Source organism: Streptomyces scopuliridis RB72 (assembly GCF_000718095.1).
Taxonomy (GTDB): Bacteria; Actinomycetota; Actinomycetes; order Streptomycetales; family Streptomycetaceae; genus Streptomyces; species Streptomyces scopuliridis.
In genome coordinates this window covers 23,047-42,733 of the sequence record NZ_JOEI01000025.1, presented here as the reverse complement: position 1 = coordinate 42,733, position 19,687 = coordinate 23,047, and the positions used below count along the sequence as shown (strand labels likewise).

Annotated in this window: 19 protein-coding genes; 13 read left to right on the top strand and 6 right to left on the bottom strand. The window is 69.8% G+C overall.

Going from position 1 to position 19,687, the window contains the following annotated elements; translation table 11 throughout:
• Positions 1 to 89 precede the first annotated feature (89 nt).
• The 9 genes from panC (at position 90) to IF11_RS0127535 (ending at position 7,452) form a co-directional block, all read left to right on the top strand.
• The gene (gene panC, locus IF11_RS0127575; protein WP_030354452.1) at positions 90 to 1,109 is read left to right on the top strand and encodes a pantoate--beta-alanine ligase; all 1,020 of its coding nucleotides are present in this window, start codon (positions 90 to 92) and stop codon (positions 1,107 to 1,109) included.
• The gene (locus IF11_RS0127570) at positions 1,106 to 2,911 is read left to right on the top strand and encodes an L-aspartate oxidase (protein WP_030354451.1); all 1,806 of its coding nucleotides are present in this window, start codon (positions 1,106 to 1,108) and stop codon (positions 2,909 to 2,911) included. The genes panC and IF11_RS0127570 overlap by 4 nt, the downstream gene beginning before the upstream one ends.
• Positions 2,912 to 2,913: 2 nt before the next feature.
• Positions 2,914 to 3,960 carry a carboxylating nicotinate-nucleotide diphosphorylase gene (gene nadC, locus IF11_RS0127565; protein ID WP_030354450.1) on the top strand — a complete coding sequence of 349 codons (1,047 nt, stop codon included), beginning with the start codon at positions 2,914 to 2,916 and terminating at the stop codon, positions 3,958 to 3,960.
• Entirely contained in the window at positions 3,960 to 4,757 is a 798-nt protein-coding gene (locus IF11_RS0127560) for a type III pantothenate kinase (protein WP_030354449.1), read from the top strand. The genes nadC and IF11_RS0127560 overlap by 1 nt, the downstream gene beginning before the upstream one ends.
• A 172-nt stretch (positions 4,758 to 4,929) precedes the next feature.
• The gene (locus IF11_RS0127555) at positions 4,930 to 5,529 is read left to right on the top strand and encodes a hypothetical protein (RefSeq protein WP_030354448.1); all 600 of its coding nucleotides are present in this window, start codon (positions 4,930 to 4,932) and stop codon (positions 5,527 to 5,529) included.
• A gap of 14 nt (positions 5,530 to 5,543) precedes the next feature.
• On the top strand, positions 5,544 to 5,732 hold the full coding sequence (locus IF11_RS0127550; protein ID WP_030354447.1) for a hypothetical protein: 189 nt from the start codon (positions 5,544 to 5,546) through the stop codon (positions 5,730 to 5,732).
• Between the two features lie 157 nt (positions 5,733 to 5,889).
• Positions 5,890 to 6,423, top strand: a complete 534-nt coding sequence (locus IF11_RS0127545; RefSeq protein WP_037728734.1) for a BlaI/MecI/CopY family transcriptional regulator — start codon at positions 5,890 to 5,892, stop codon at positions 6,421 to 6,423.
• 9 nt (positions 6,424 to 6,432) lie between these two features.
• Positions 6,433 to 6,972: an amino-acid N-acetyltransferase gene (locus tag IF11_RS0127540; RefSeq protein ID WP_078490958.1), complete on the top strand. Its 540-nt coding sequence runs from the start codon at positions 6,433 to 6,435 to the stop codon at positions 6,970 to 6,972.
• Positions 6,973 to 7,116: 144 nt separating this feature from the next.
• Positions 7,117 to 7,452 carry a histone-like nucleoid-structuring protein Lsr2 gene (locus IF11_RS0127535; protein WP_030354444.1) on the top strand — a complete coding sequence of 112 codons (336 nt, stop codon included), beginning with the start codon at positions 7,117 to 7,119 and terminating at the stop codon, positions 7,450 to 7,452.
• Here the strand turns inward: IF11_RS0127535 and IF11_RS0127530 are convergent.
• Positions 7,431 to 8,069, bottom strand: a complete 639-nt coding sequence (locus IF11_RS0127530; protein ID WP_030354443.1) for an SCO3374 family protein — start codon at positions 8,067 to 8,069, stop codon at positions 7,431 to 7,433. The two genes, IF11_RS0127535 and IF11_RS0127530, sit on opposite strands and share 22 nt — an antisense overlap.
• A 434-nt stretch (positions 8,070 to 8,503) precedes the next feature.
• Here IF11_RS0127530 and IF11_RS0127525 point away from each other — a divergent pair, with 434 nt between their 5' ends.
• Positions 8,504 to 11,026, top strand: coding sequence for an ATP-dependent Clp protease ATP-binding subunit (locus IF11_RS0127525; RefSeq protein WP_030354442.1), 2,523 nt, complete (start codon positions 8,504 to 8,506; stop codon positions 11,024 to 11,026).
• Positions 11,027 to 11,116: 90 nt separating this feature from the next.
• Here the strand turns inward: IF11_RS0127525 and IF11_RS0127520 are convergent, their stop codons facing one another.
• Together IF11_RS0127520 and IF11_RS0127515 are read right to left on the bottom strand one after the other, a co-directional pair.
• Complete coding sequence (locus tag IF11_RS0127520; RefSeq protein WP_051746284.1) at positions 11,117 to 13,195, bottom strand: NACHT domain-containing protein; 2,079 nt, start codon at positions 13,193 to 13,195, stop codon at positions 11,117 to 11,119.
• Complete coding sequence (locus IF11_RS0127515; RefSeq protein ID WP_030354440.1) at positions 13,192 to 13,545, bottom strand: trypco2 family protein; 354 nt, start codon at positions 13,543 to 13,545, stop codon at positions 13,192 to 13,194. The genes IF11_RS0127520 and IF11_RS0127515 overlap by 4 nt, the downstream gene beginning before the upstream one ends.
• Before the next feature lie 481 nt (positions 13,546 to 14,026).
• Between IF11_RS0127515 and IF11_RS0127510 the strand changes: the two genes are divergently transcribed.
• Complete coding sequence (locus IF11_RS0127510; RefSeq protein WP_030354439.1) at positions 14,027 to 14,740, top strand: M23 family metallopeptidase; 714 nt, start codon at positions 14,027 to 14,029, stop codon at positions 14,738 to 14,740.
• Here the strand turns inward: IF11_RS0127510 and IF11_RS0127505 are convergent.
• Positions 14,730 to 15,308, bottom strand: a complete 579-nt coding sequence (locus IF11_RS0127505) for a TetR/AcrR family transcriptional regulator (RefSeq protein WP_030354438.1) — start codon at positions 15,306 to 15,308, stop codon at positions 14,730 to 14,732. The two genes, IF11_RS0127510 and IF11_RS0127505, sit on opposite strands and share 11 nt — an antisense overlap.
• A 121-nt stretch (positions 15,309 to 15,429) precedes the next feature.
• On the opposite strand from IF11_RS0127505, the gene IF11_RS0127500 reads away from it, so the two are divergent.
• Positions 15,430 to 17,046, top strand: a complete 1,617-nt coding sequence (locus tag IF11_RS0127500; RefSeq protein ID WP_030354437.1) for an MDR family MFS transporter — start codon at positions 15,430 to 15,432, stop codon at positions 17,044 to 17,046.
• Between the two features lie 163 nt (positions 17,047 to 17,209).
• On the top strand, positions 17,210 to 17,650 hold the full coding sequence (locus tag IF11_RS0127495) for a VOC family protein (RefSeq protein ID WP_030354436.1): 441 nt from the start codon (positions 17,210 to 17,212) through the stop codon (positions 17,648 to 17,650).
• A 14-nt stretch (positions 17,651 to 17,664) separates the two neighbouring features.
• Here the strand turns inward: IF11_RS0127495 and cseC are convergent, their stop codons facing one another.
• Together cseC and cseB are read right to left on the bottom strand one after the other, a co-directional pair.
• Entirely contained in the window at positions 17,665 to 18,975 is a 1,311-nt protein-coding gene (gene cseC, locus IF11_RS0127490; protein ID WP_030354435.1) for a two-component system sensor histidine kinase CseC, read from the bottom strand.
• Positions 18,972 to 19,676 (bottom strand): two-component system response regulator CseB, encoded by a 705-nt coding sequence (gene cseB / locus IF11_RS0127485; RefSeq protein WP_030354434.1) that lies wholly within the window; start codon positions 19,674 to 19,676, stop codon positions 18,972 to 18,974. Before cseB ends, cseC begins: the two co-directional genes overlap by 4 nt.
• Positions 19,677 to 19,687: the final 11 nt, after the last annotated feature.

Sequence of the window (19,687 nt, the reverse complement as noted above, 5' to 3'; positions counted from 1 at the left end):
CCACGCGTACGCATCCTGACGCGCATCTCGAAGAGGACCGCGTCGAAGAGGACCGGACACGCGCATCCTGGAGACGTGGAGACCATCCGATGAGCCTCGAACTCGCCCCCACGCGCGCGGACCTCGACCGCCTCCTGGAGAGGCGCCCGGCACCCGGCCGTATCGCGGTGGTGATGACCATGGGCGCGCTCCACGACGGGCACGCGAGCCTCGTACGGGCCGCCCGCGCCCATGCCGGACCCGACGGGTTCGTCGTGGTCACCGTCTTCGTCAACCCGCTCCAGTTCGGCGCCGGCGAGGACCTGGAGCGCTATCCGCGCACGCTCGAAACCGATCTGAAGACCGCCGCGGAGGCGGGCGCCGACGCCGTCTTCGCGCCGTCGGCCGACGAGGTCTACCCCGGCGGCGCCCCCCAGGTCACGATCACCGCGGGCCCCATGGGCGCGCGCCTGGAAGGCGCCTCGCGCCCCGGGCACTTCGACGGCGTGCTGACCGTCGTCGCCAAGCTGCTCCACCTCACCCGGGCCGATGCCGCCTTCTTCGGCCAGAAGGACGCCCAGCAGCTCGCCCTGGTCCGCCGGATGGCCCGTGATCTGAACTTCCCGGCCGAGATCGTCGGCGTACCGACGGTCCGTGCCGACGACGGTCTCGCGCTCTCCAGCCGTAACCGCTATCTCTCCGTCCCCGAGCGCCGCACCGCCCTCGCGCTCTCCCGGGCCCTGTTCGCCGCCCGCGACCGGCTCGGCGCCCAGCAGGCCCTGCGCGCCCGCGCCGAGTACGCGCCCACACCCGGCGCGCGGGCCGCCGCGCTCTCGGCCCTCGGCGAGGCCCGGCTCGCGGCCGACGCCCACGCGGTGGCCGCCGCGGGCAGCGCCGGCGAGGACTGGAACGGGGCCGACGGGGTACGGGCCGCGGCCCGCGCCGTCCTCGACCAGGCGGCCAGGACCGTACCTCCGCTGACCCTCGACTATCTCGCCCTTGTCGACCCCGCCGACTTCACCGAGGTCCCCGACGACCACGCCGGCGAGGCGGTCCTCGCCGTCGCCGCGCGCGTCGGTGCCACGCGGCTGATCGACAACATCCCGCTGACCTTCGGAGCCTCCCAGTGACCGGAACCGGTATACGGCTGACCGCCCCCGCACCCGGCTGGGCCATCGACGCCGATGTCGTGGTGGTCGGCTCCGGCGTCGCCGGTCTCACCGCGGCCCTGCGCTGCACCGCCGCCGGGCTCCGTACGGTCGTCGTCACCAAGGCCCGGCTCGACGACGGCTCCACGCGCTGGGCGCAGGGCGGCATCGCCGCGGCGCTCGGCGAGGGCGACACCCCCGAACAGCATCTGGCGGACACCCTCGTCGCGGGCGCGGGCCTGTGCGACGAGGAAGCGGTCCGCACCCTCGTCACCGAGGGCCCCGCGGCCGTACGCCGGCTCATCGGCACCGGCGCGCACTTCGACACCTCCGCCACCGGCGAGCTCCAGCTCACCCGTGAGGGCGGCCACCACCGGCGCCGTATCGCCCACGCGGGAGGCGACGCGACCGGCGTCGAGATCTCCCGCGCCCTGGTCGAGGCGGTCCGCGACGCCGCGCTCCGTACGGTCGAGAACGCGCTGGTCCTGGATCTGCTGACGGACGAGCGCGGCCGTACGTCCGGCGTCACCCTCCATGTGATGGGCGAGGGCCAGCACGACGGCGTCGGCGCGGTCCGCGCCCCCGCGGTGATCCTGGCCACCGGCGGCATGGGACAGGTCTTCTCCGCGACGACCAACCCGGCGGTCTCCACGGGCGACGGGGTGGCGCTGGCGCTGCGGGCGGGCGCGGAGGTCTCCGACCTGGAGTTCGTCCAGTTCCACCCGACGGTCCTCTTCCTCGGCACCGGCGCCGAGGGCCAGCAGCCGCTGGTCTCCGAGGCGGTACGGGGCGAGGGAGCCCATCTCGTCGACGCCGACGGCGTCCGGTTCATGCTCGGACAGCACGAACTGGCGGAGCTGGCCCCGCGCGACATCGTCGCCAAGGCGATCACGCGCCGGATGCGGGAGCAGGGCGCCGAGCACATGTATCTGGACGCCAGGCACTTCGGCGCCGCGATGTGGGAGACCCGCTTCCCCACGATCCTGGCGGCCTGCCGGGCGCACGGCATCGACCCGGTCACGGAGCCCGTCCCGGTGGCGCCCGCCGCCCACTACGCGTCGGGCGGAGTCCGTACGGATCTGCGCGGGCGGACGACCGTACCGGGGCTGTACGCGTGCGGCGAGGTCGCCTGCACGGGCGTCCACGGCGCGAACCGGCTGGCCTCCAACTCCCTCCTGGAGGGACTGGTCTTCGCGGAACGCATAGCGGCGGACATCGCGGCGGGCGGCATGGCGGACAGCACGGCCGCACCGCGCCCCGCGGCGCCGGCCGACCCCGCCGCCCTCCCCGCCGAACCGGCGGGCACCGTCCCGCTGCCGCTCATCGCCCCCGAGGCCCGCGCCGCGATCCAGCGGATCATGTCCGAGGGCGCGGGCGTGCTCAGATCCGCCGGCAGCCTGGGCACCGCCGCGGCGGCCCTGGAGACCGTGTACGAGCAGGCGCGGCAGGCCCAGGACCAGGACGGCTCCGGCCCCGGAAAGGCGGCCGTCCCCGGCGTCGAATCCTGGGAGACGTCGAATCTGCTCTGCGTCGCCCGGGTCCTGGTCGCCGCCGCCCTGGAGCGCGAGGAGACCCGCGGCTGCCACTGGCGCGAGGACCGTCCGGAGCGCGACGACACCGACTGGGCCCGCCATCTCGTCATCAGCCTGACGCCCGACCGCCGGCCGGTACTGCGCCGCACCGCGACGGCCGCGTTCCCGCCCGTGGACCCCGGCCCCGTGGCCCCCGCCGCGGCCGGCCGCCCCACGTCCCCACCCCCCGCCGACGCCCCCAGGGAGCCGTAACCGTGAGCACGCCCGAAGACAGTCCGCGCCCCGAGCCCGTGGACGTACCGCTCATCCAGATCGGCGCCCCGGCCGCGGCGCCGGCCCCCCAGGGCGGCTGCGGCGACGGCTGCGGCTGCTCCGCCGGCGAGGAGGGCTACGGACCCGACGATCTGGAGTGCGGCCTCGACCCCGCGCTCGCCAAGCTGCTCGCTGAAGCGGGCCTGGACCCCGTCCAGGTCGAGGACATCGCGCATGTCGCCGTCGCCGAGGACCTCGACCACGGCGTGGACGTGACGACCGTCGCGACCGTCCCCGAGGACGCCGTCGCCACCGGCGACTTCACCGCGCGCGAGAGCGGTACGGTCGCGGGCCTGCACATCGCCGAGGCGGTGCTCTCCCTCGTCTGTACGGAGGAGTTCGCCGTCGAGCGCCATGTCGCCGACGGCGACCGCGTCGAGGCCGGCCAGAAGCTGCTGAGCGTCACCACGCGCACCCGCGATCTGCTCACCGCCGAGCGCAGCGCGCTCAACCTGCTGTGCCGGCTCTCCGGCATCGCGACCGCCACGCGCGCCTGGGCCGACGTACTCGAAGGCACCGGCGCCAAGGTCCGCGACACCCGCAAGACCACCCCGGGGCTGCGCGCCCTGGAGAAGTACGCGGTGCGCTGCGGCGGCGGGGTCAACCACCGGATGTCGCTCTCCGACGCGGCCCTGGTGAAGGACAACCACGTCGTCGCGGCGGGCGGCGTCGCCGAGGCGTTCAGGGCCGTACGTGAACGGTTCCCCGACGTACCGATCGAGGTCGAGGCCGACACCCTCCACCAGGTCCGCGAAGTCCTGGACGCGGGCGCCGATCTGATCCTGCTGGACAACTTCACCCCGGCCGAGACGGCGGAGGCCGTGGGTATCGTCGCGGGCCGCGCGGTCCTGGAGTCCTCGGGCCGGCTCGTCCTCGGCAACGCGCGCGCCTACGCGGAGACGGGCGTCGACTTCCTCGCGGTCGGGGCGCTCACCCACTCCTCCCCGATCCTCGACATCGGCCTCGACCTGCGAGAGGCCGGCGCCTGATGCTGCTCACCATCGACGTCGGCAACACCCATACCGTCCTCGGCCTGTTCGACGGCGAGGAGATCGTCGAGCACTGGCGCATCTCCACCGACGCCCGCCGCACCGCCGACGAACTCGCCGTGCTCCTCCAGGGACTGATGGGGATGCACCCGCTGCTCGGCGAGGAACTGGGCGACGGCATCGAGGGGATCGCGATCTGCTCGACGGTCCCGTCCGTCCTGCACGAACTGCGCGAGGTGACCCGCCGCTACTACGGCGACGTCCCCGCCGTCCTTGTGGAGCCCGGTATCAAGACGGGCGTGCCGATCCTGATGGACAACCCCAAGGAGGTCGGCGCCGACCGCATCATCAACGCGGTCGCGGCGGTCGAGCTGTACGGCGGCCCGGCGATCGTCGTCGACTTCGGTACGGCGACGACCTTCGACGCGGTCAGCGCGCGCGGCGAGTACGCGGGCGGAGTCATCGCCCCCGGCATCGAGATCTCCGTCGAGGCGCTCGGCGTCAAGGGCGCCCAGCTCCGCAAGATCGAGCTGGCCAGGCCGCGCAGCGTGATCGGCAAGAACACGGTCGAGGCGATGCAGTCGGGCATCCTGTACGGCTTCGCCGGCCAGGTCGACGGGGTGGTGGCACGGATGGCGCGCGAGCTGGCCGAGGACCCCGAGGAGGTCACGGTGATCGCGACCGGCGGCCTGGCCCCCATGGTGCTGGGCGAGGCGTCCGTGATCGACGAGCACGAGCCCTGGCTCACCCTGATCGGGCTGCGCCTGGTGTACGAGCGCAACGTCTCGCGTATGTGAGCACGCGGGCCCACCAGGGCAGGCGGCGCGAGGGCGGGGAGCACCGGCGTCCCTCGTTCGCCGGTCCCTCGTTCGGCGGGCGGGCCGCGCCAGAAGAGGGGTGTTAAGCCGATTTTGTCCCTTTGGCGCGTACTGTCGCCGCATGCCCACGCCATACGGATCCCGCGGCGGCATGGCCTTCGGTGCCGACGAGCTGAGTGTGCTCCGACGTGCCCTCGCCGTCGCCCTCCATCCCGCCCCGCTCCCGAACGAGGACGTCCGGGCCTACCTGGCCCTCGCCGAGTCCGTGGACGAGGCGGTGCGCGAGGCCGGGCGTCTGCGGGCCTTTCTCCAGGCCGACCTCGCGAGGTACCGGGAAGCACTTCCCGGGTCCCTCACGGGCTATCTGGAGCTGCTCCAGGACGCCCTGGCGGCCGGCTACCGCCCCCGGCCCGACGATCTCGCGGCGCTGCGCGCCCTGCGCGGCAATCCAGTGGCGGCGGCCCTGCTCGACCGCTGCCGGCGGCTCGCGGACCGGTCGGTACGCGCCCATCTGACCGGCGTTCCCGCCGCCATGGCCCCCGCTCCCCGCACCCGTCTCCTCGCGCTCCCCGGCGGGCGCGCCGCCGACGAACCGGCCAAGGAGCCCCGTGAGCCCCGTAAGCCGCGCGAGCCCCACGAGCCCCGCCGGCCCGAGCGCCCCGAGAAGGACCGGCCGATGCCCAAGCCGTCCGAGGTCTTCCCGCCACGCCGCCGACCCGCGCCCCCGCCGGAGGAGCGCGCCGCCGGATAGCTACTCTGGTCGCCATGGACTACGTATCCGCGCTCCTGCCCCCCGTGGTGATGGCCGCCTTCTTCATCGGCCTGGTCGTGACGATCGTCAAGAGCCAGGGCGGTCCGAACAAGTCCAAGGAGGACGCCGCCGTCGACGCGGCGATGGCCCGCGCGGACGCCGCCCAGCAGCAGGCCCGTACCGCGGACCCGCACAGCGCCTGAGGTACACGCGCTCAGCACACGCGCTCAACATATGACCAGGACGTACGACTGAATCCAGTCGTACGTCCTTTTTGTTACGTCAATAACCGGCCATTCGGACATCTCGCACTATGGTGGCGCTGTGCCCCGACAATTGGGAGACCTGGAAGACGCCGTCATGACACGCGTCTGGCAATGGAACCGTCCGGTCACCGTCCGGGAAGTCCTCGAAGACCTTCAGCAGGAGCGGTCCATCGCCTACACCACCGTCATGACCGTAATGGACAATCTCCATCAGAAGGGCTGGGTGCGCAGGGAAGTCGAAGGCCGCGCCTATCGATATACGGCGGTCTCCACCCGCGCCGCCTACGCCGCGGCCCTGATGAACGAAGCCTGGTCGAAGAGCGACAACCCCGCCGCCGCGCTTGTGGCCTTCTTCGGCATGATGTCGCCCGAGCAGCGCCAGTCGCTGGAGGACGCGGTCCGCCTGGTGCGCCGGGACCGGCCGGAAGGTGACCGGCCGGAAGGCGACCGTACGGAAGAAGCCGCTTCCGAAGAAGCTGATACGGAAGCGATCAGTACGGAAACGGAAACGGTCAGTAACGAAGGCGCCGGCGTACAAGACCGGGAAGAACCGGAAGAGCCGCAAGAGCAGGACGCGTCCGAAGAGCCGGACGAGGGCGCCGACGCCGGGCGCGAGTCGGGGCGATAGCGTCCAGTCATGCCGTCAGCCGTTCCGCATCCCAATGCCGAAGCAAATGCCCTCACCGTCAGACGGGCCAGGACCAGGGATGTACCGGCGGTCCGCCGTCTCGTGGACCCTTACGTGAGCGAAGGCATCCTGCTCGACAAAGCGCCGGTGACGCTTTACGAGGACATCCAGGAGTTCTGGGTCGCGGAACGCGACGAGGACGCGACTGTCATCGGCTGCGGTGCCTTGCATGTGATGTGGGAAGACCTCGCCGAAGTGCGCACACTCGCGGTGGATCCCGCGGTCAGGGGCACCGGCGCCGGCCATCTACTGCTGGACAAGCTGCTGGAGACCGCCCGCTGGCTCGGAGTGCGGCGCGTATTCTGTCTCACCTTCGAAGTCGAGTTCTTCGCGAAGCGCGGCTTCGTGGAGATCGGCGAGACGCCGGTCGACGGAGATGTGTACAGAGAGCTGCTGCGTTCCTATGACGAGGGTGTTGCCGAGTTCCTCGGTCTCGAACGGGTGAAGCCGAACACCTTGGGCAACAGCCGGATGCTTCTGCACCTGTGATCGCCGGGAAGACACCAGACCCTATGTCCGAATCGCGCACGTTTCCCGTGTTCTCGCTGGACTGAACCTCTGCCGGGGGTTTGTGTTTTCCTGAGAAAAGCGGTTTCCTTTCCGCGTACTGCATTTTCGATGAAAGGAAATCCGGTGGCACAGAAGGTTCAGGTCCTTCTTGTCGATGACCTCGACGGCGGCGAGGCGGACGAGACGGTGACGTTCGCTCTGGACGGCAAGACCTACGAGATTGACCTCACGACCGCCAATGCGGACAAGCTGCGGGGTCTGCTCGATCCGTACACCAAGGGTGGCCGGCGTACCGGCGGTCGCGCCGCGGGCAGCCGTGGCAAGGGCCGTGTCGCCGCGGGCGGTAACAAGGACACCGCGGAAATCCGCAAGTGGGCGAAGGAGAACGGCTACAGCGTCAACGACCGCGGCCGTGTTCCCGCCGAGATCCGTGAAGCCTACGAGAAGGCCAACGGCTGAGTTCTCGTACGAAGAGTATTTCTGCGCAGCAAACGGGCCCGGTGGCACTCCGTCGCCGCCGCGTCCACGAGTCGTACGAGATCGGGGGCACCCCCACCGCTGCCCCCGTCACCGCCGCCGTACCCGAACGGTGCGAGCGCCGGCAGTGTCGGCTCCACCTCGCGTCCCGGCTCGGGGGGCCGCAGCCAGACAGCGGCCCCCTGCGCAGTGGCAGCGGTGGCACACGGCCACCGGGGCGGTGCGGGGGCCGGCATCCGTCCGTCCGCGCCGAGCGCGGTCAGGCCCAGGGCGATCGCGCCCCACTCCAGCCAGTCGAGCAGCCCCGGCACTTCGTCGGCGCTCCCCGCGGCCACCAGAAACGCCATCCGCTCCCCGTGGAGCGCCACCGGCCCCGTCGCGCCGGTCCGCCGCAGCACGGCGTCCCCCGCGTCCGCGGGCAGCTCCAGTACGTCGAAGCGCAGCCCGGTGAGCAGATGGAGCGGCGGCCCCGCGACGGTCGCCCAGCCCAGCCCTTTCTCGTACCAGCGCGCGCACGACCGCGCGTCCTGCGCGTGCTCGTGCCACTGCGCGCGGCCCCCTTCGAGGGGGGCGCGGGGGAGCGGGACGGTGAAGGGCATACCCGGGGCAACTCCCCAACCCCGCCCGGAGTTACGCTGGGTCCGCATTCGATCGCGGAGAGTTTCCAACTCGGGGGCGCGCGAGCGCGTTCGGGAGCGCAAGGGTGTTCGCCCGTAGCGGAGGGAACCGGGGTGCGCCGCATGGAGTGTCACTGCTTGCGGGTAAGACATTCCTAGTGGGAAGGGGCGACACGCGGTTACCGGGCGTCTCACGTTCGCCATCGGCGTAGTGATGGTGGGGGTATATGCCTGGCCTGCGGGAACATCGTCTCGCACCATCGGGTTGGAGCTGTTGTCCGGCGTTCGGGGCTGGGAGCCTGGGACAGGTAGTCGGCAGTTGGAATGAGCGGTCCCCGCTTGCGGGACTAAGCTGCGGAAGGACAGGGAGGGGACCGACCCCTTTACTGCCTGACCGCTCTGAGGAGCGATTAACGATGTTCGAGAGGTTCACCGACCGCGCGCGGCGGGTTGTCGTCCTGGCTCAGGAAGAAGCCCGGATGCTCAACCACAACTACATCGGCACCGAGCACATCCTCCTGGGCCTTATCCATGAGGGTGAGGGTGTCGCCGCTAAGGCCCTGGAGAGCCTCGGGATTTCGCTCGAGGCGGTCCGCCAGCAGGTGGAGGAGATCATCGGCCAGGGCCAGCAGGCCCCGTCCGGCCACATCCCCTTCACCCCCCGTGCCAAGAAGGTCCTGGAGCTGTCGCTCCGCGAGGCTCTTCAGCTGGGCCACAACTACATCGGCACGGAGCACATCCTGCTCGGCCTGATCCGCGAGGGCGAGGGCGTCGCCGCCCAGGTCCTCGTGAAGCTGGGCGCCGATCTCAACCGGGTGCGGCAGCAGGTCATCCAGCTGCTCTCCGGATACCAGGGCAAGGAGGCCGCCACAGCCGGCGGTCCTGCGGAGGGCACGCCCTCCACGTCCCTGGTCCTCGACCAGTTCGGCCGGAATCTCACCCAGGCCGCCCGCGAATCCAAGCTCGACCCGGTCATCGGGCGCGAGAAGGAGATCGAGCGGGTCATGCAGGTGCTGTCCCGCCGTACGAAGAACAACCCCGTGCTCATCGGCGAGCCCGGCGTCGGAAAGACGGCGGTCGTCGAGGGGCTGGCCCAGGCCATCGTCAAGGGCGAGGTGCCCGAGACCCTCAAGGACAAGCACCTCTACACCCTCGACCTCGGCGCGCTCGTCGCCGGTTCCCGCTACCGCGGTGACTTCGAGGAGCGGCTGAAGAAGGTCCTGAAGGAGATCCGCACCCGCGGGGACATCATCCTGTTCATCGACGAGCTCCACACCCTGGTGGGTGCGGGTGCCGCCGAGGGCGCGATCGACGCGGCGAGCATCCTGAAGCCGATGCTGGCCCGCGGCGAGCTGCAGACCATCGGTGCGACGACGCTCGACGAGTACCGCAAGCACCTGGAGAAGGACGCGGCCCTGGAGCGCCGCTTCCAGCCCATCCAGGTCGCGGAGCCGTCGCTGCCGCACACGATCGAGATCCTCAAGGGCCTGCGCGACCGTTACGAGGCGCACCACCGCGTGTCCATCACGGACTCCGCCCTGGTCGCCGCCGCGACGCTCGCCGACCGCTACATCTCGGACCGCTTCCTGCCGGACAAGGCGATCGACCTGATCGACGAGGCCGGCTCCCGGATGCGTATCCGCCGGATGACCGCTCCGCCGGACCTCCGCGAGTTCGACGAGAAGATCGCGGGCGTCCGCCGCGACAAGGAGTCGGCCATCGACTCCCAGGACTTCGAGAAGGCGGCGTCTCTCCGTGACAAGGAGAAGCAGCTGCTGGCCGCGAAGACCAAGCGGGAGAAGGAGTGGAAGGCCGGCGACATGGACGTTGTCGCCGAGGTGGACGAGGAGCTGATCGCCGAGGTCCTGGCGACGGCCACGGGCATCCCGGTCTTCAAGCTCACCGAGGAGGAGTCCTCGCGGCTGCTCCGCATGGAGGACGAGCTCCACAAGCGCGTCATCGGCCAGAAGGACGCCATCAAGGCGCTCTCGCAGGCGATCCGCCGTACGCGAGCGGGTCTGAAGGACCCCAAGCGCCCCGGTGGCTCGTTCATCTTCGCCGGCCCGTCCGGTGTCGGTAAGACCGAGCTGTCCAAGACGCTCGCCGAGTTCCTCTTCGGCGACGAGGACGCGCTGATCGCTCTCGACATGTCGGAGTTCAGCGAGAAGCACACGGTCTCGCGTCTCTTCGGCTCTCCCCCCGGATACGTGGGGTACGAGGAGGGCGGCCAGCTCACCGAGAAGGTGCGCAGGAAGCCGTTCTCCGTCGTCCTCTTCGACGAGGTCGAGAAGGCCCACCCCGATATCTTCAACTCCCTGCTCCAGATCCTGGAGGACGGTCGGCTGACCGACTCCCAGGGCCGGGTCGTGGACTTCAAGAACACGGTCATCATCATGACGACCAACCTCGGGACCCGGGACATCTCCAAGGGGTTCAACCTGGGCTTCGCCGCCCAGGGCGACACCAAGACCAACTACGAGCGGATGAAGAACAAGGTCAACGAAGAGCTGAAGCAGCACTTCCGGCCGGAGTTCCTCAACCGCGTCGACGACACGGTGGTCTTCCACCAGCTCACCGAGGAAGACATCATCCAGATCGTCGACCTCATGGTGGACAAGGTGGACGAGCGGCTGAAGGACCGGGACATGGGCCTTGAGCTCAGCCCGAACGCCAAGTCGCTGCTGGCCAAGAAGGGTTACGACCCGGTCCTGGGCGCCCGGCCGCTGCGCCGGACGATCCAGCGCGAGATCGAGGACGTCCTCTCCGAGAAGATCCTCTTCGGCGAGCTGCGCCCCGGTCACATCGTGGTCGTGGACACCGAGGGCGAGGGTGAGGCGAAGAAGTTCACCTTCCGCGGCGAGGAGAAGTCGCCTCTGCCGGACGTCCCCCCGATCGAGCAGGCGGCCGGCGGCGGCCCGAACCTGACGAAGGACGTGTAAGGCTCACGCCCTTGGGGTCAGTGACTGAAGGGGCTGCCCCGGACCGTGTTTCCCACGGTTCCGGGGCAGCCCCTTCTGCATGGGCCCGTCTTAGCCGCGTACGGTCAGCCGGTCGCCGAAGGGCTCGCCGCCGACGACGGTGGGCGGTACGGCGTGTCGGAGTGACACGATGTCCACCCGGAGGCCGCGCAGGCTCTGCAGGGCAGTCAGATCCAGCTCGCGGCTCTCCGGTACCTCCGTGGTGATTTCGAGCAGCGAGAGGGCGGGAAAGATCTCGGCGAGGTGTGCCAGTCCCGCATATCCCGACCGGACACGCACTCTGAGATTGCGGACCTGTCGAGCGGGGGCCATGCTTCGGCCGCTGTGGACCAGCCAGGCGCATGAGCCGAACGACAAACTGAGGAACTGGAGCGAGGACCACTCCGGGAGCGAGGAGAAGTCGATCGGTTTATCGCACTCGACGATGAGGCTCTCCACCTCGGGGTGTGCGGTGGGCAGTTGTTGTGTGAGCGGCGAATCTCCGTAGATGAGCCGCAGCCCCGTCAGTTTCGGCATCTGATGGATGGGGGAGAGATCCGCGTGCGTCAGCCGGCCCACGTCCATGCGGAGTACTTCGATCCGTGACTCCCGCAGCCCCGAGAGGTCTTTCAGAGCTGAACAGCCGGACAAACCAAGTGCGTTCAGCTGCGGCAGTTCACGGAGGAACGACAGCTCGTCGAGCGTTTTGTTGGAGCGGACGTGCAGGTCTCTCAAGTCGACGCCCGGAAGAAACGTACGGAGTTGTGCTCCGTCGCAACTGCCCGTGAGTCCGAGTGATTCGACGGCGGGCAGTTCGCGAAGGTGCCGCAATTGGTCGGCACCGGTCGCCACGAGCGTGGTGTCCGCCAACGGCATACGGGCCAGTACCTCCCGCGCGTACTCCTCCGCCGGGAATCGGCTCCAGCTCATCGCGAACTGCGACCGCACCGAGACGCTTTCGTGCAGCGCGTACGGACGCGCGAAGGGAATGGCCTCCGGGCCGCCGATTTCGCAGATGAGACGGGCGACGCGTTTGGCTGTCACCGAATCGACATCGGCTGGTCCGGGAAGGAAGGGCAGTACATAAGGCCCCAATGAGACGAGTGTTTCCTCCGGCGCCATCGGGTGGGGCGGAAGAATGGCGCGGACATGCGCGGCGACCTCTTCGGCGACCGTCTCGTCCACCACGACCGCGTTGAGGAAACAGCGGGCCGCGAGTACGTACAGTTCCTCGCGCCGCGTACGGTCGGAGGCGGCCTCCCCGGCGGCGAGCAGGCCGCCGATCAGCCCCCGGATCTCATGGGGGCGGCAGTGTCCGACGGCCAGCAGGATCGTGTCGTGCCACCGCTCGTCATGGGCGTTCTGGAGCAGCTCCATGAGCGATCCGCCCTCGATGAACGCGCGGGCCGCCAGATAGTCCTGGAAGGTGCGGTGGATGAACTGGACCGCCCTGTCGCCGCGTTCCTGGAGAAGGCCGCTGCGGTTCAGCAGATGCGTGAGCACGGTCGCCGCCGGGCCCTGCGCGCTCACCTGGGGCAGCCGCCGCATCGCCACCTCGATCTGGCGCTCGGCGTCCTGGTGCGAGAGCTGTGTCTGACCTGCCCGTACCAGCCAGATCGCGACGGACTGCAATAGCTCCTGGTGTTCCTCCAGGCCCATCGAGATGCCTTCGGGACGGCCGATCTCGCGTTGGCTGTCCCGGCTGCCGAGGAGCATCGCCAGCGTGGAGCGGTACAGGTCCCAGCGGGTGTCCGGGAGGAGACCGCGTCTGCGCCGGTGCAGGGCGCAGATGACCGCGCAGAGCAGCGGGGTCTGGGCGAGGGCGAGCAGGGACGCGTTCTGCCGGAACCGCGTCCGTAACTCCGCTTCCAGCTCGTGCAGTTCGGCCTGTTCGGCGGCGGCGCGCGCCGTGTCGGGGTAGCCGTCGCACTCCCGTCGCGCCGCTCTGTGCCAGGCCGTGACGAAGACCTGGATGTCCTCGTCGCGCCACTGGACCTCGGAGGTGACCTGCCCCGCCCGGTCGGGGTGGGCGATCATCGGCCTGTCGTCGTCGCCGACCACATGCGCGCAGGTCAGCACCAGTCGCGGGGTGAGCAGCACGCCCGTGCCCTGCGTCTGTCCCCGTACGGCGACGACGCGGGCGGCGCTCATCGTGCTCCGCGGCCGAATCCGGCCGTACTGCCGTGGTCCTCGTTGCCCACCTTCCACGGCGCGCCACTGCGGGCGTCCCGGGGTTTCAGGGTGAACGCGACCTTGTGCGTGCGGCCCGTGGTGCGGGTGGCGTCCGCGCCCGCCTCCACCACCCAGGCCTTGACCTTGGCCCCGCCCTTGGCCTCCTTGCGGAGTTCCAGCGTGAATTCCATCTGGATGTCGCCCACCTCGAAGGCCAGGGGCCGGTCCGTGGCGCGGGTGGCGGCGTCGAGGAGCTGGTCACGTACGGACTCGATGGCGTCGGCGAGTTCGATGCCGTCGAAGTCATGGCCGTCGGACGGGGCGGTCATGGTGGTGTCCCCCTTGGGCGGGATTCCCGCGGTACGAGGCGGTGGGTGCTTGCCGTGGAGCGGTCGGAGTAACCGGGACTTTGGTCCTGAATCGGAAGGCATTCCTACCCGGCGGCCGTGACAAGCAGCACAGGCGTTTCCGACCCTACTAGCCGTAATAGTGGCGGCGCCGGGCATCGGGCGGGACGTTCGGCCTTGCCGCGGGCAGGTCTTTCGGCGGGAGGGCGTCGGCGGATCCGGGCGCCGGGCACGGCTGCCGGTTCGATGGTGTTTCACGTGCGATTAAACAGGTTGAAATCGGTAAATAGTGCACGGCTGTGGCGCGTCTGTCGGGGGCGTCAAGGGGCGTACTGCCGCGGGGATCACTACGACGTGATGCCGTAGATGGGGTGTTTTGGGATGAGGTGGGGCCCGGGTTACCAAGGTGAGGCCAGCCCGGCTCTCGTGTGCCGGGTCCCTTGATGCCCGGAGGTTTACCCGTATGTCGCAGCGCAAGCTGTCCCGTCTGACCCGACCGTCCGTCCTTCGTACCCGTGCCGGTGTCCTGGCTGCCGGACTCGGAGTGTCGTTGGCGGCCGGAACCGGGGCCGCGTTCGCCGCGACCGGTGGTGACGCGGCCACCGGCGCCACGGCCACCAGCTCGACCGTCCCGACCGTCGCGCACCAGGCCGCCGTCCAGGCCAAGCCCGCCTCCAAGGCCGACGACGTCAAGGCCCAGAAGGCGAAGGCCGCGAAGGACGCCAAGGCCAAGGCCGCGGCGAACGCCAAGAAGGCCGTCTCCTGGACCGACCCGGTCAAGCGCTACACGCTCAGCGCCGGCTTCGGCCTCGGCGGCAACATGTGGGCGCACAAGCACTCCGGCCAGGACTTCGCGGTTCCGGTCGGCACGCCGGTCCACGCCGTCCATGGCGGCACCGTCGTCAAGGCCGGCCCGAACGGCGCCGGTGACGGCCCCGCGTACGGCAACGCGATCGTGATCAAGCACAAGAACGGCACGTACTCGCAGTACGCGCACCTGTCCCAGATCAAGGTGTACGTGGGCCAGAAGGTCACGACCGACAAGCTGATAGGACTCTCCGGCAACACCGGTAACTCCAGCGGTCCGCACCTGCACTTCGAGATCCGTACGACCCCGAACTACGGCTCGGCCGTCAACCCGGTCCCGTTCCTGCGCTCGGTGGGCGTCAAGGTGTGACCCGATGAGCCTGGCTCATCAGCTCGATGGAGACCTCCAGGATGGCTTCGCGCTTCTCCTCGGGGTCTCCTTCGACGTCTCTGAGGGCGAAAGTGCCCGCGTGCATCGTGAAGAGCGCGCTGACGCAGCGGACCCGGTTCTTCAGGGACGCGTCCGGGTCCTGGATGAGATCGAGCATGTCGATCATCCGTTCCTTGAACGTATGGCCGATGCTCAGCTCGCGGACGGTCGCCTGGTTCTCCTGCATGAAGCGGAAGAGCGGGGCCGCGCCCTGGAGCGCCTCGCTGTAGCGGCGCAGGATCTCCTGCTTGGTCTCCAGGCTGTGCGGCTGTGTGCCGCCCCAGGCGATCAGGTCGTCGAGCGGGCGCGCCAGATCCTCGAAGAGGCTGATCAGGATGTCTTCCTTGGTCTTGAAGTGGTAGTACAGCGCCGCCTTCGTGACATCCAGCCGCTCGGCGATCTCCCGTAGCGACGTCTTCTCGTACCCCTGCTCGGCGAAGAGCTCCAGCGCGACGTCCTGGATGCGCTGGCGGGTGTTCCCCCGCCGAGGGTGCTGTGTGCTGCCCATGGGTGCTCTCCCGAGAAATAACTTACTTGACGCCCGGCAAGTAGAGGTCTACCTTACCCCAGTGTAGTCAGCTTGCCGGGCGGCAAGTAAGTACCAGGGGAAGTACAGGGGAGTGGGGACGATGAGTCCGACCGGGAAGCAGACGAAGCAGCCAGAAGGCCCAGAGACTGCGGAGAAACCCGAGCCACAGCCGCGCAGTGTGCGCGTGGTGCTGCTCGCGCTCATGATCGCGATGCTGCTGGCGATGCTGGACAACATGATCGTCGGTACGGCGATGCCGACCATCGTCGGTGAGCTGGGCGGCCTCGCGCATCTGTCCTGGGTGGTCACCGCGTACACCCTGGCGACCGCCGCCTCCACGCCGATCTGGGGCAAGCTCGGCGACATATACGGCCGCAAGGGTGTCTTCCTCACCTCGATCGTGGTCTTCCTGATCGGATCGGCGCTCAGTGGCATGGCCCAGGACATGGGCCAGCTGATCGGCTTCCGGGCCGTCCAGGGCCTGGGCGCCGGCGGTCTGATGGTCGGCGTGATGGCGATCATCGGCGACCTGATCCCGCCCCGGGAGCGTGGCAAGTACCAGGGCATGATGGCCGGCGTCATGGCGCTCGCGATGATCGGCGGACCACTGGTCGGCGGCACCATCACCGACCACCTCGGCTGGCGCTGGAGCTTCTACATCAACCTCCCGCTCGGCGCGCTGGCGCTCGTGATGATCACGGCCGTCCTGCATCTGCCCGCCAAGGACCGGACGAAGGCCAAGGTCGACTATCTCGGTGCCGCGCTGCTGACCGTCGGCATCACGGCGATCGTGCTGGTGACCACCTGGGGTGGTACGGAGTACGCCTGGGGCTCCGCGATGATCATGGAGCTGATCGCCATCGGCGTGGTCTCGCTCGTCGGCTTCGTCTTCGTGCAGACCAGGGTCGCCGAGCCGATCATGCCGCTGCACATCTTCCGCAGCCGCAACTTCTCGCTGATGTCCGTGATCGGCTTCCTGACCGGCTTCGTGATGTTCGGCGCGGTGCTTTTCCTCCCGCTCTACCAGCAGGCCGTACAGGGCGCCTCGGCCACCAATTCCGGACTGCTCCTGCTGCCGATGCTGCTGTCGATGATGGTCGTCTCGCTGATCGCGGGCCGGATCACCACCAGCAGCGGCAAGTACAAGATCTTCCCGATCCTGGGCGGCGCCCTGATGGTCGTCGGCCTGTTCCTGCTGGCGCAGATGGACACCGGTACCTCGCGGCTGACCTCCGGCCTCTACATGGCCGTCCTCGGCGCGGGCATGGGCTTCCTGATGCAGATCACCATGCTGGTCGCGCAGAACAGCGTCGAGATGAAGGACATGGGCGTCGGCTCGTCCACCACCACCCTCTTCCGTACGCTCGGCGGCTCCTTCGGCGCGGCCATCATGGGCGCCCTGTTCACCAGCCGGGTGCAGGACGAGATGGCCGCCCGCGCCGGGGCGGGCGGGGCCGGCGTCACCGAGCAGTCGACGCAGCTGGACGCGGCGAGCCTGGCGAAGCTGCCGGACCTGGTGCGCGAGGCGTACCAGCACGCGGTGTCGACCGGTACGCACGCGGCGTTCACTCTGGGCGCGGCCATCGCGGTGATCGGTTTCGTGGCGGCGTTCTTCGTCAAGGAGGTCCCGCTGCGGGGCGGGGAGCCGAAGCCGGCCGACGAGGCCGACCAGGCCCCGGCCCCGGCGGCGGACGGCAGGATCACACAGTCGGCCTGAACCTCCGGCGTACGACTCACGGCACGGCACACGGCCCCCGGCGCGCACCAGCGCCGGGGGCCGTTGTCAGTGGTGCGTGTCAGCATCGGGGTGTGGACAGTCGCCCGCGGTGACGGGGCAGGCCCCGCCCGCCACCGGCACCACACCTCCGAAGGAGCGCCTCATGATCAAGGGTCTTGCCCTTTCCACCGTCTGGGTCCTGGACCAGGACCGGGCCAAGAAGTTCTACACCGAGAAGCTGGGCCTGGAGCTGCGTACGGACATGACGCTCGGCGAGGGAGGGACGCGCTGGGTGACGGTCGGCGCGAGGGACCAGCCCGAAGTGGAGCTGACGCTCATGGTGCCGGGCGGCCCGGTGATGGACGAGGAGTCCGCCGCGGCGGTCAGAGCGCTCGTCGCCAAGGGCGTGCTGGGCGCGGGGGCGCTGGCCACGGACGACATCCATGGGGACTACCAGAAGCTCAGGGAGCGCGGTGTGGAGTTCATCCAGCCGCCGCAGGAGCGCCCGTACGGTACGGAGGCGATCCTGCGGGACGACTCCGGCAACTGGTTCTCGTTCACCCAGCCCCGCGAGGACCTCGACCTCGACAAGGAATGGGCCTAGGGCCTGGGGCGGGCTCAGCCCGGCAGTTTCAGTATCGGGAAGCTGCCCGTCGTCGTCGGGGCGTGTTCCGGGAGCCAGAGGACCGCGATCGCGCCGCCCGAGCCGTCCCGGCCCTCGATGCCCTCCGGCGTCGCGTTCCGGAAGGTCAGCCGCGCTCCGAGAACCCGGGCCTGGCCCGCCGCGATGGTCAGGCCCAGACCGTGGCCGTGGCCCGCGCGGTCGGTCGCGCCCGTACGGAAGCGGCTCGGGCCCTCCCGCAGCAGGGCTTCCGGGAAGCCGGGGCCGTGGTCCCGTACGCGCACCACCCGGCCCTCGACCGTCACCTCGACCGGCGTCCCGCCGTGTTTGGCGGCGTTGGCCAGCAGATTGCCCAGGATGCGCTCCAGCCGGCGCGGATCGGTATTGACCCAGGACTCGTGCACGACCTTGATCTTGATCGCGGGGTTCAGCACCCCCACCCGCCGCTCGACGAACTCGCCGAGAGCGATCTCCTGGAGTTCGGCGCGCTCCGAGGCGCTGTCGAGCCGCGCCACCTCCAGCACGTCCTCGACCAGCGTGCGCATGGCCTGGGCCCGGTCCCGTACCAGCTCCGTGGGGCGGCCGGGCGGCAGCAGCTCGGCGGCCGTCAGCAGGCCGGTGACCGGCGTACGCAGCTCATGGGCGATGTCCGCGGTGACCCGGCGCTCCGCCTCGATGCGCTCGTTCAGCGCGTCGGTGAGCGCGTCCACCGCGCGGGCCAGCTCATCCGTCTCGTCCCGTACGACGCCGCCGACGGCGTCCCCGACGCGCACCTCCGTATTGCCCTGCGCGACCCGCCCGGCCGCCGCGGCGGCCTTGCGCAGCCGGCGCGAGAGCTGCCCGCCGATCAGCACACCCAGGGCGCAGCCCCCGAAGACCACCGAGACAGAACCGATGATCAGCGACCGGTCCAGATCCTTCATGATCGTCGTGGAGTCGGCGAACTTGCTGTGCAGCGAGAGCACCGTGCCGTTGCTCAGCGGGACGGCCGCCCAGACATCGGGCACACCGCTCGCGGTCTCCTGCACATAGGTCGCGCGCCGGCCCTGCTTCATCTTCACGTGCAGATCGTGCGGGAGCGCCGGGTCATTGAGCTTCGTGCCGAGCTTGGGCTCCTTCGTGGAGTCGTACATCCGCTGCGCGAACAGCAGCCGCTCCAGCTGCACCTCGCGCGAGTTGTCGAGCATGGAGACGCGCGCCGAGTTGTGCACCACCAGACTCAGCGCCACCGCGACCAGCGCGCCGACCGCCGCGATCGCGATGCTGATCTTCCACCGGACTCCGGTGCGCAGGGACGGCCGCTTCATGCCTTGAGCTTGTATCCGAAGCCGCGGACCGTGTCGATCCGGTCCTGACCGATCTTGGTGCGCAGCCGCTGGACGTGGACGTCCACCACCCGGGTGTCACCGCCCCAGCCGTAGTCCCAGACCCGCTCCAGCAGTCTGTCGCGGGACAGCACGGTGCCGGGGGCGGACGAGAACTCCAGCAGCAGCCGCATCTCCGTCGGCGTCAGCGCCACCGGCGCGCCTCCCCTGCGTACCTCCATGCCCTCCGTGTCGATCTCCAGATCGCCGAAGGACAGCACCCCGTGCTCATCGGGCCCGCCCGGTCCGCCCGGCTCCCCGGCGGGCCCGCCCGCGTGCCCGAAGCGGCGCAGTACGGCGCGGATCCTGGCGACCAGCACCGCGCCGTCGAAGGGCTTGGTCACATAGTCGTCGGCGCCGGCCTCCAGCCCGAGCACCACATCGATCGAGTCGGCGCGCGCGGACAGCATGATCACGGGCACGGTCGACTCGTCACGGATACGCCGGCACAGGCTGACCCCGTCCAGCCCCGGCACCATCACATCGAGCAGGGCGATGTCAGGACGGTCCGCGCGGAACGCGTCGAGGCCGGACAGTCCGTCCGGCCTGGCGGTGACCACGAAGCCAGTGCGCTCCAGCGCCAGCTGGGTGGCTTCGCGGATGACATCGTCGTCCTCGACGAACAGGACATGGGTCTCGGCCATCCCGTGGATCT

Excerpts from the sequence above, each read along its gene's own strand:
- panC (WP_030354452.1), top strand. The coding sequence starts at position 90 with ATGAGCCTCGAACTCGCCCCCACGCGCGCGGACCTCGACCGCCTCCTG.
- IF11_RS0127560 (WP_030354449.1), top strand. The coding sequence starts at position 3,960 with ATGCTGCTCACCATCGACGTCGGCAACACCCATACCGTCCTCGGCCTG.
- IF11_RS0127555 (WP_030354448.1), top strand. The coding sequence starts at position 4,930 with ATGGCCTTCGGTGCCGACGAGCTGAGTGTGCTCCGACGTGCCCTCGCC.
- IF11_RS0127550 (WP_030354447.1), top strand. The coding sequence starts at position 5,544 with ATGGACTACGTATCCGCGCTCCTGCCCCCCGTGGTGATGGCCGCCTTC.
- IF11_RS0127545 (WP_037728734.1), top strand. The coding sequence starts at position 5,890 with ATGACACGCGTCTGGCAATGGAACCGTCCGGTCACCGTCCGGGAAGTC.
- IF11_RS0127540 (WP_078490958.1), top strand. The coding sequence starts at position 6,433 with ATGCCGTCAGCCGTTCCGCATCCCAATGCCGAAGCAAATGCCCTCACC.
- IF11_RS0127530 (WP_030354443.1), bottom strand. The coding sequence starts at position 8,069 with ATGCCCTTCACCGTCCCGCTCCCCCGCGCCCCCCTCGAAGGGGGCCGC.
- IF11_RS0127525 (WP_030354442.1), top strand. The coding sequence starts at position 8,504 with ATGTTCGAGAGGTTCACCGACCGCGCGCGGCGGGTTGTCGTCCTGGCT.
- IF11_RS0127520 (WP_051746284.1), bottom strand. The coding sequence starts at position 13,195 with ATGAGCGCCGCCCGCGTCGTCGCCGTACGGGGACAGACGCAGGGCACG.
- IF11_RS0127515 (WP_030354440.1), bottom strand. The coding sequence starts at position 13,545 with ATGACCGCCCCGTCCGACGGCCATGACTTCGACGGCATCGAACTCGCC.
- IF11_RS0127510 (WP_030354439.1), top strand. The coding sequence starts at position 14,027 with ATGTCGCAGCGCAAGCTGTCCCGTCTGACCCGACCGTCCGTCCTTCGT.
- IF11_RS0127505 (WP_030354438.1), bottom strand. The coding sequence starts at position 15,308 with ATGGGCAGCACACAGCACCCTCGGCGGGGGAACACCCGCCAGCGCATC.
- IF11_RS0127500 (WP_030354437.1), top strand. The coding sequence starts at position 15,430 with ATGAGTCCGACCGGGAAGCAGACGAAGCAGCCAGAAGGCCCAGAGACT.
- IF11_RS0127495 (WP_030354436.1), top strand. The coding sequence starts at position 17,210 with ATGATCAAGGGTCTTGCCCTTTCCACCGTCTGGGTCCTGGACCAGGAC.
- cseC (WP_030354435.1), bottom strand. The coding sequence starts at position 18,975 with ATGAAGCGGCCGTCCCTGCGCACCGGAGTCCGGTGGAAGATCAGCATC.
- cseB (WP_030354434.1), bottom strand. The coding sequence starts at position 19,676 with ATGGCCGAGACCCATGTCCTGTTCGTCGAGGACGACGATGTCATCCGC.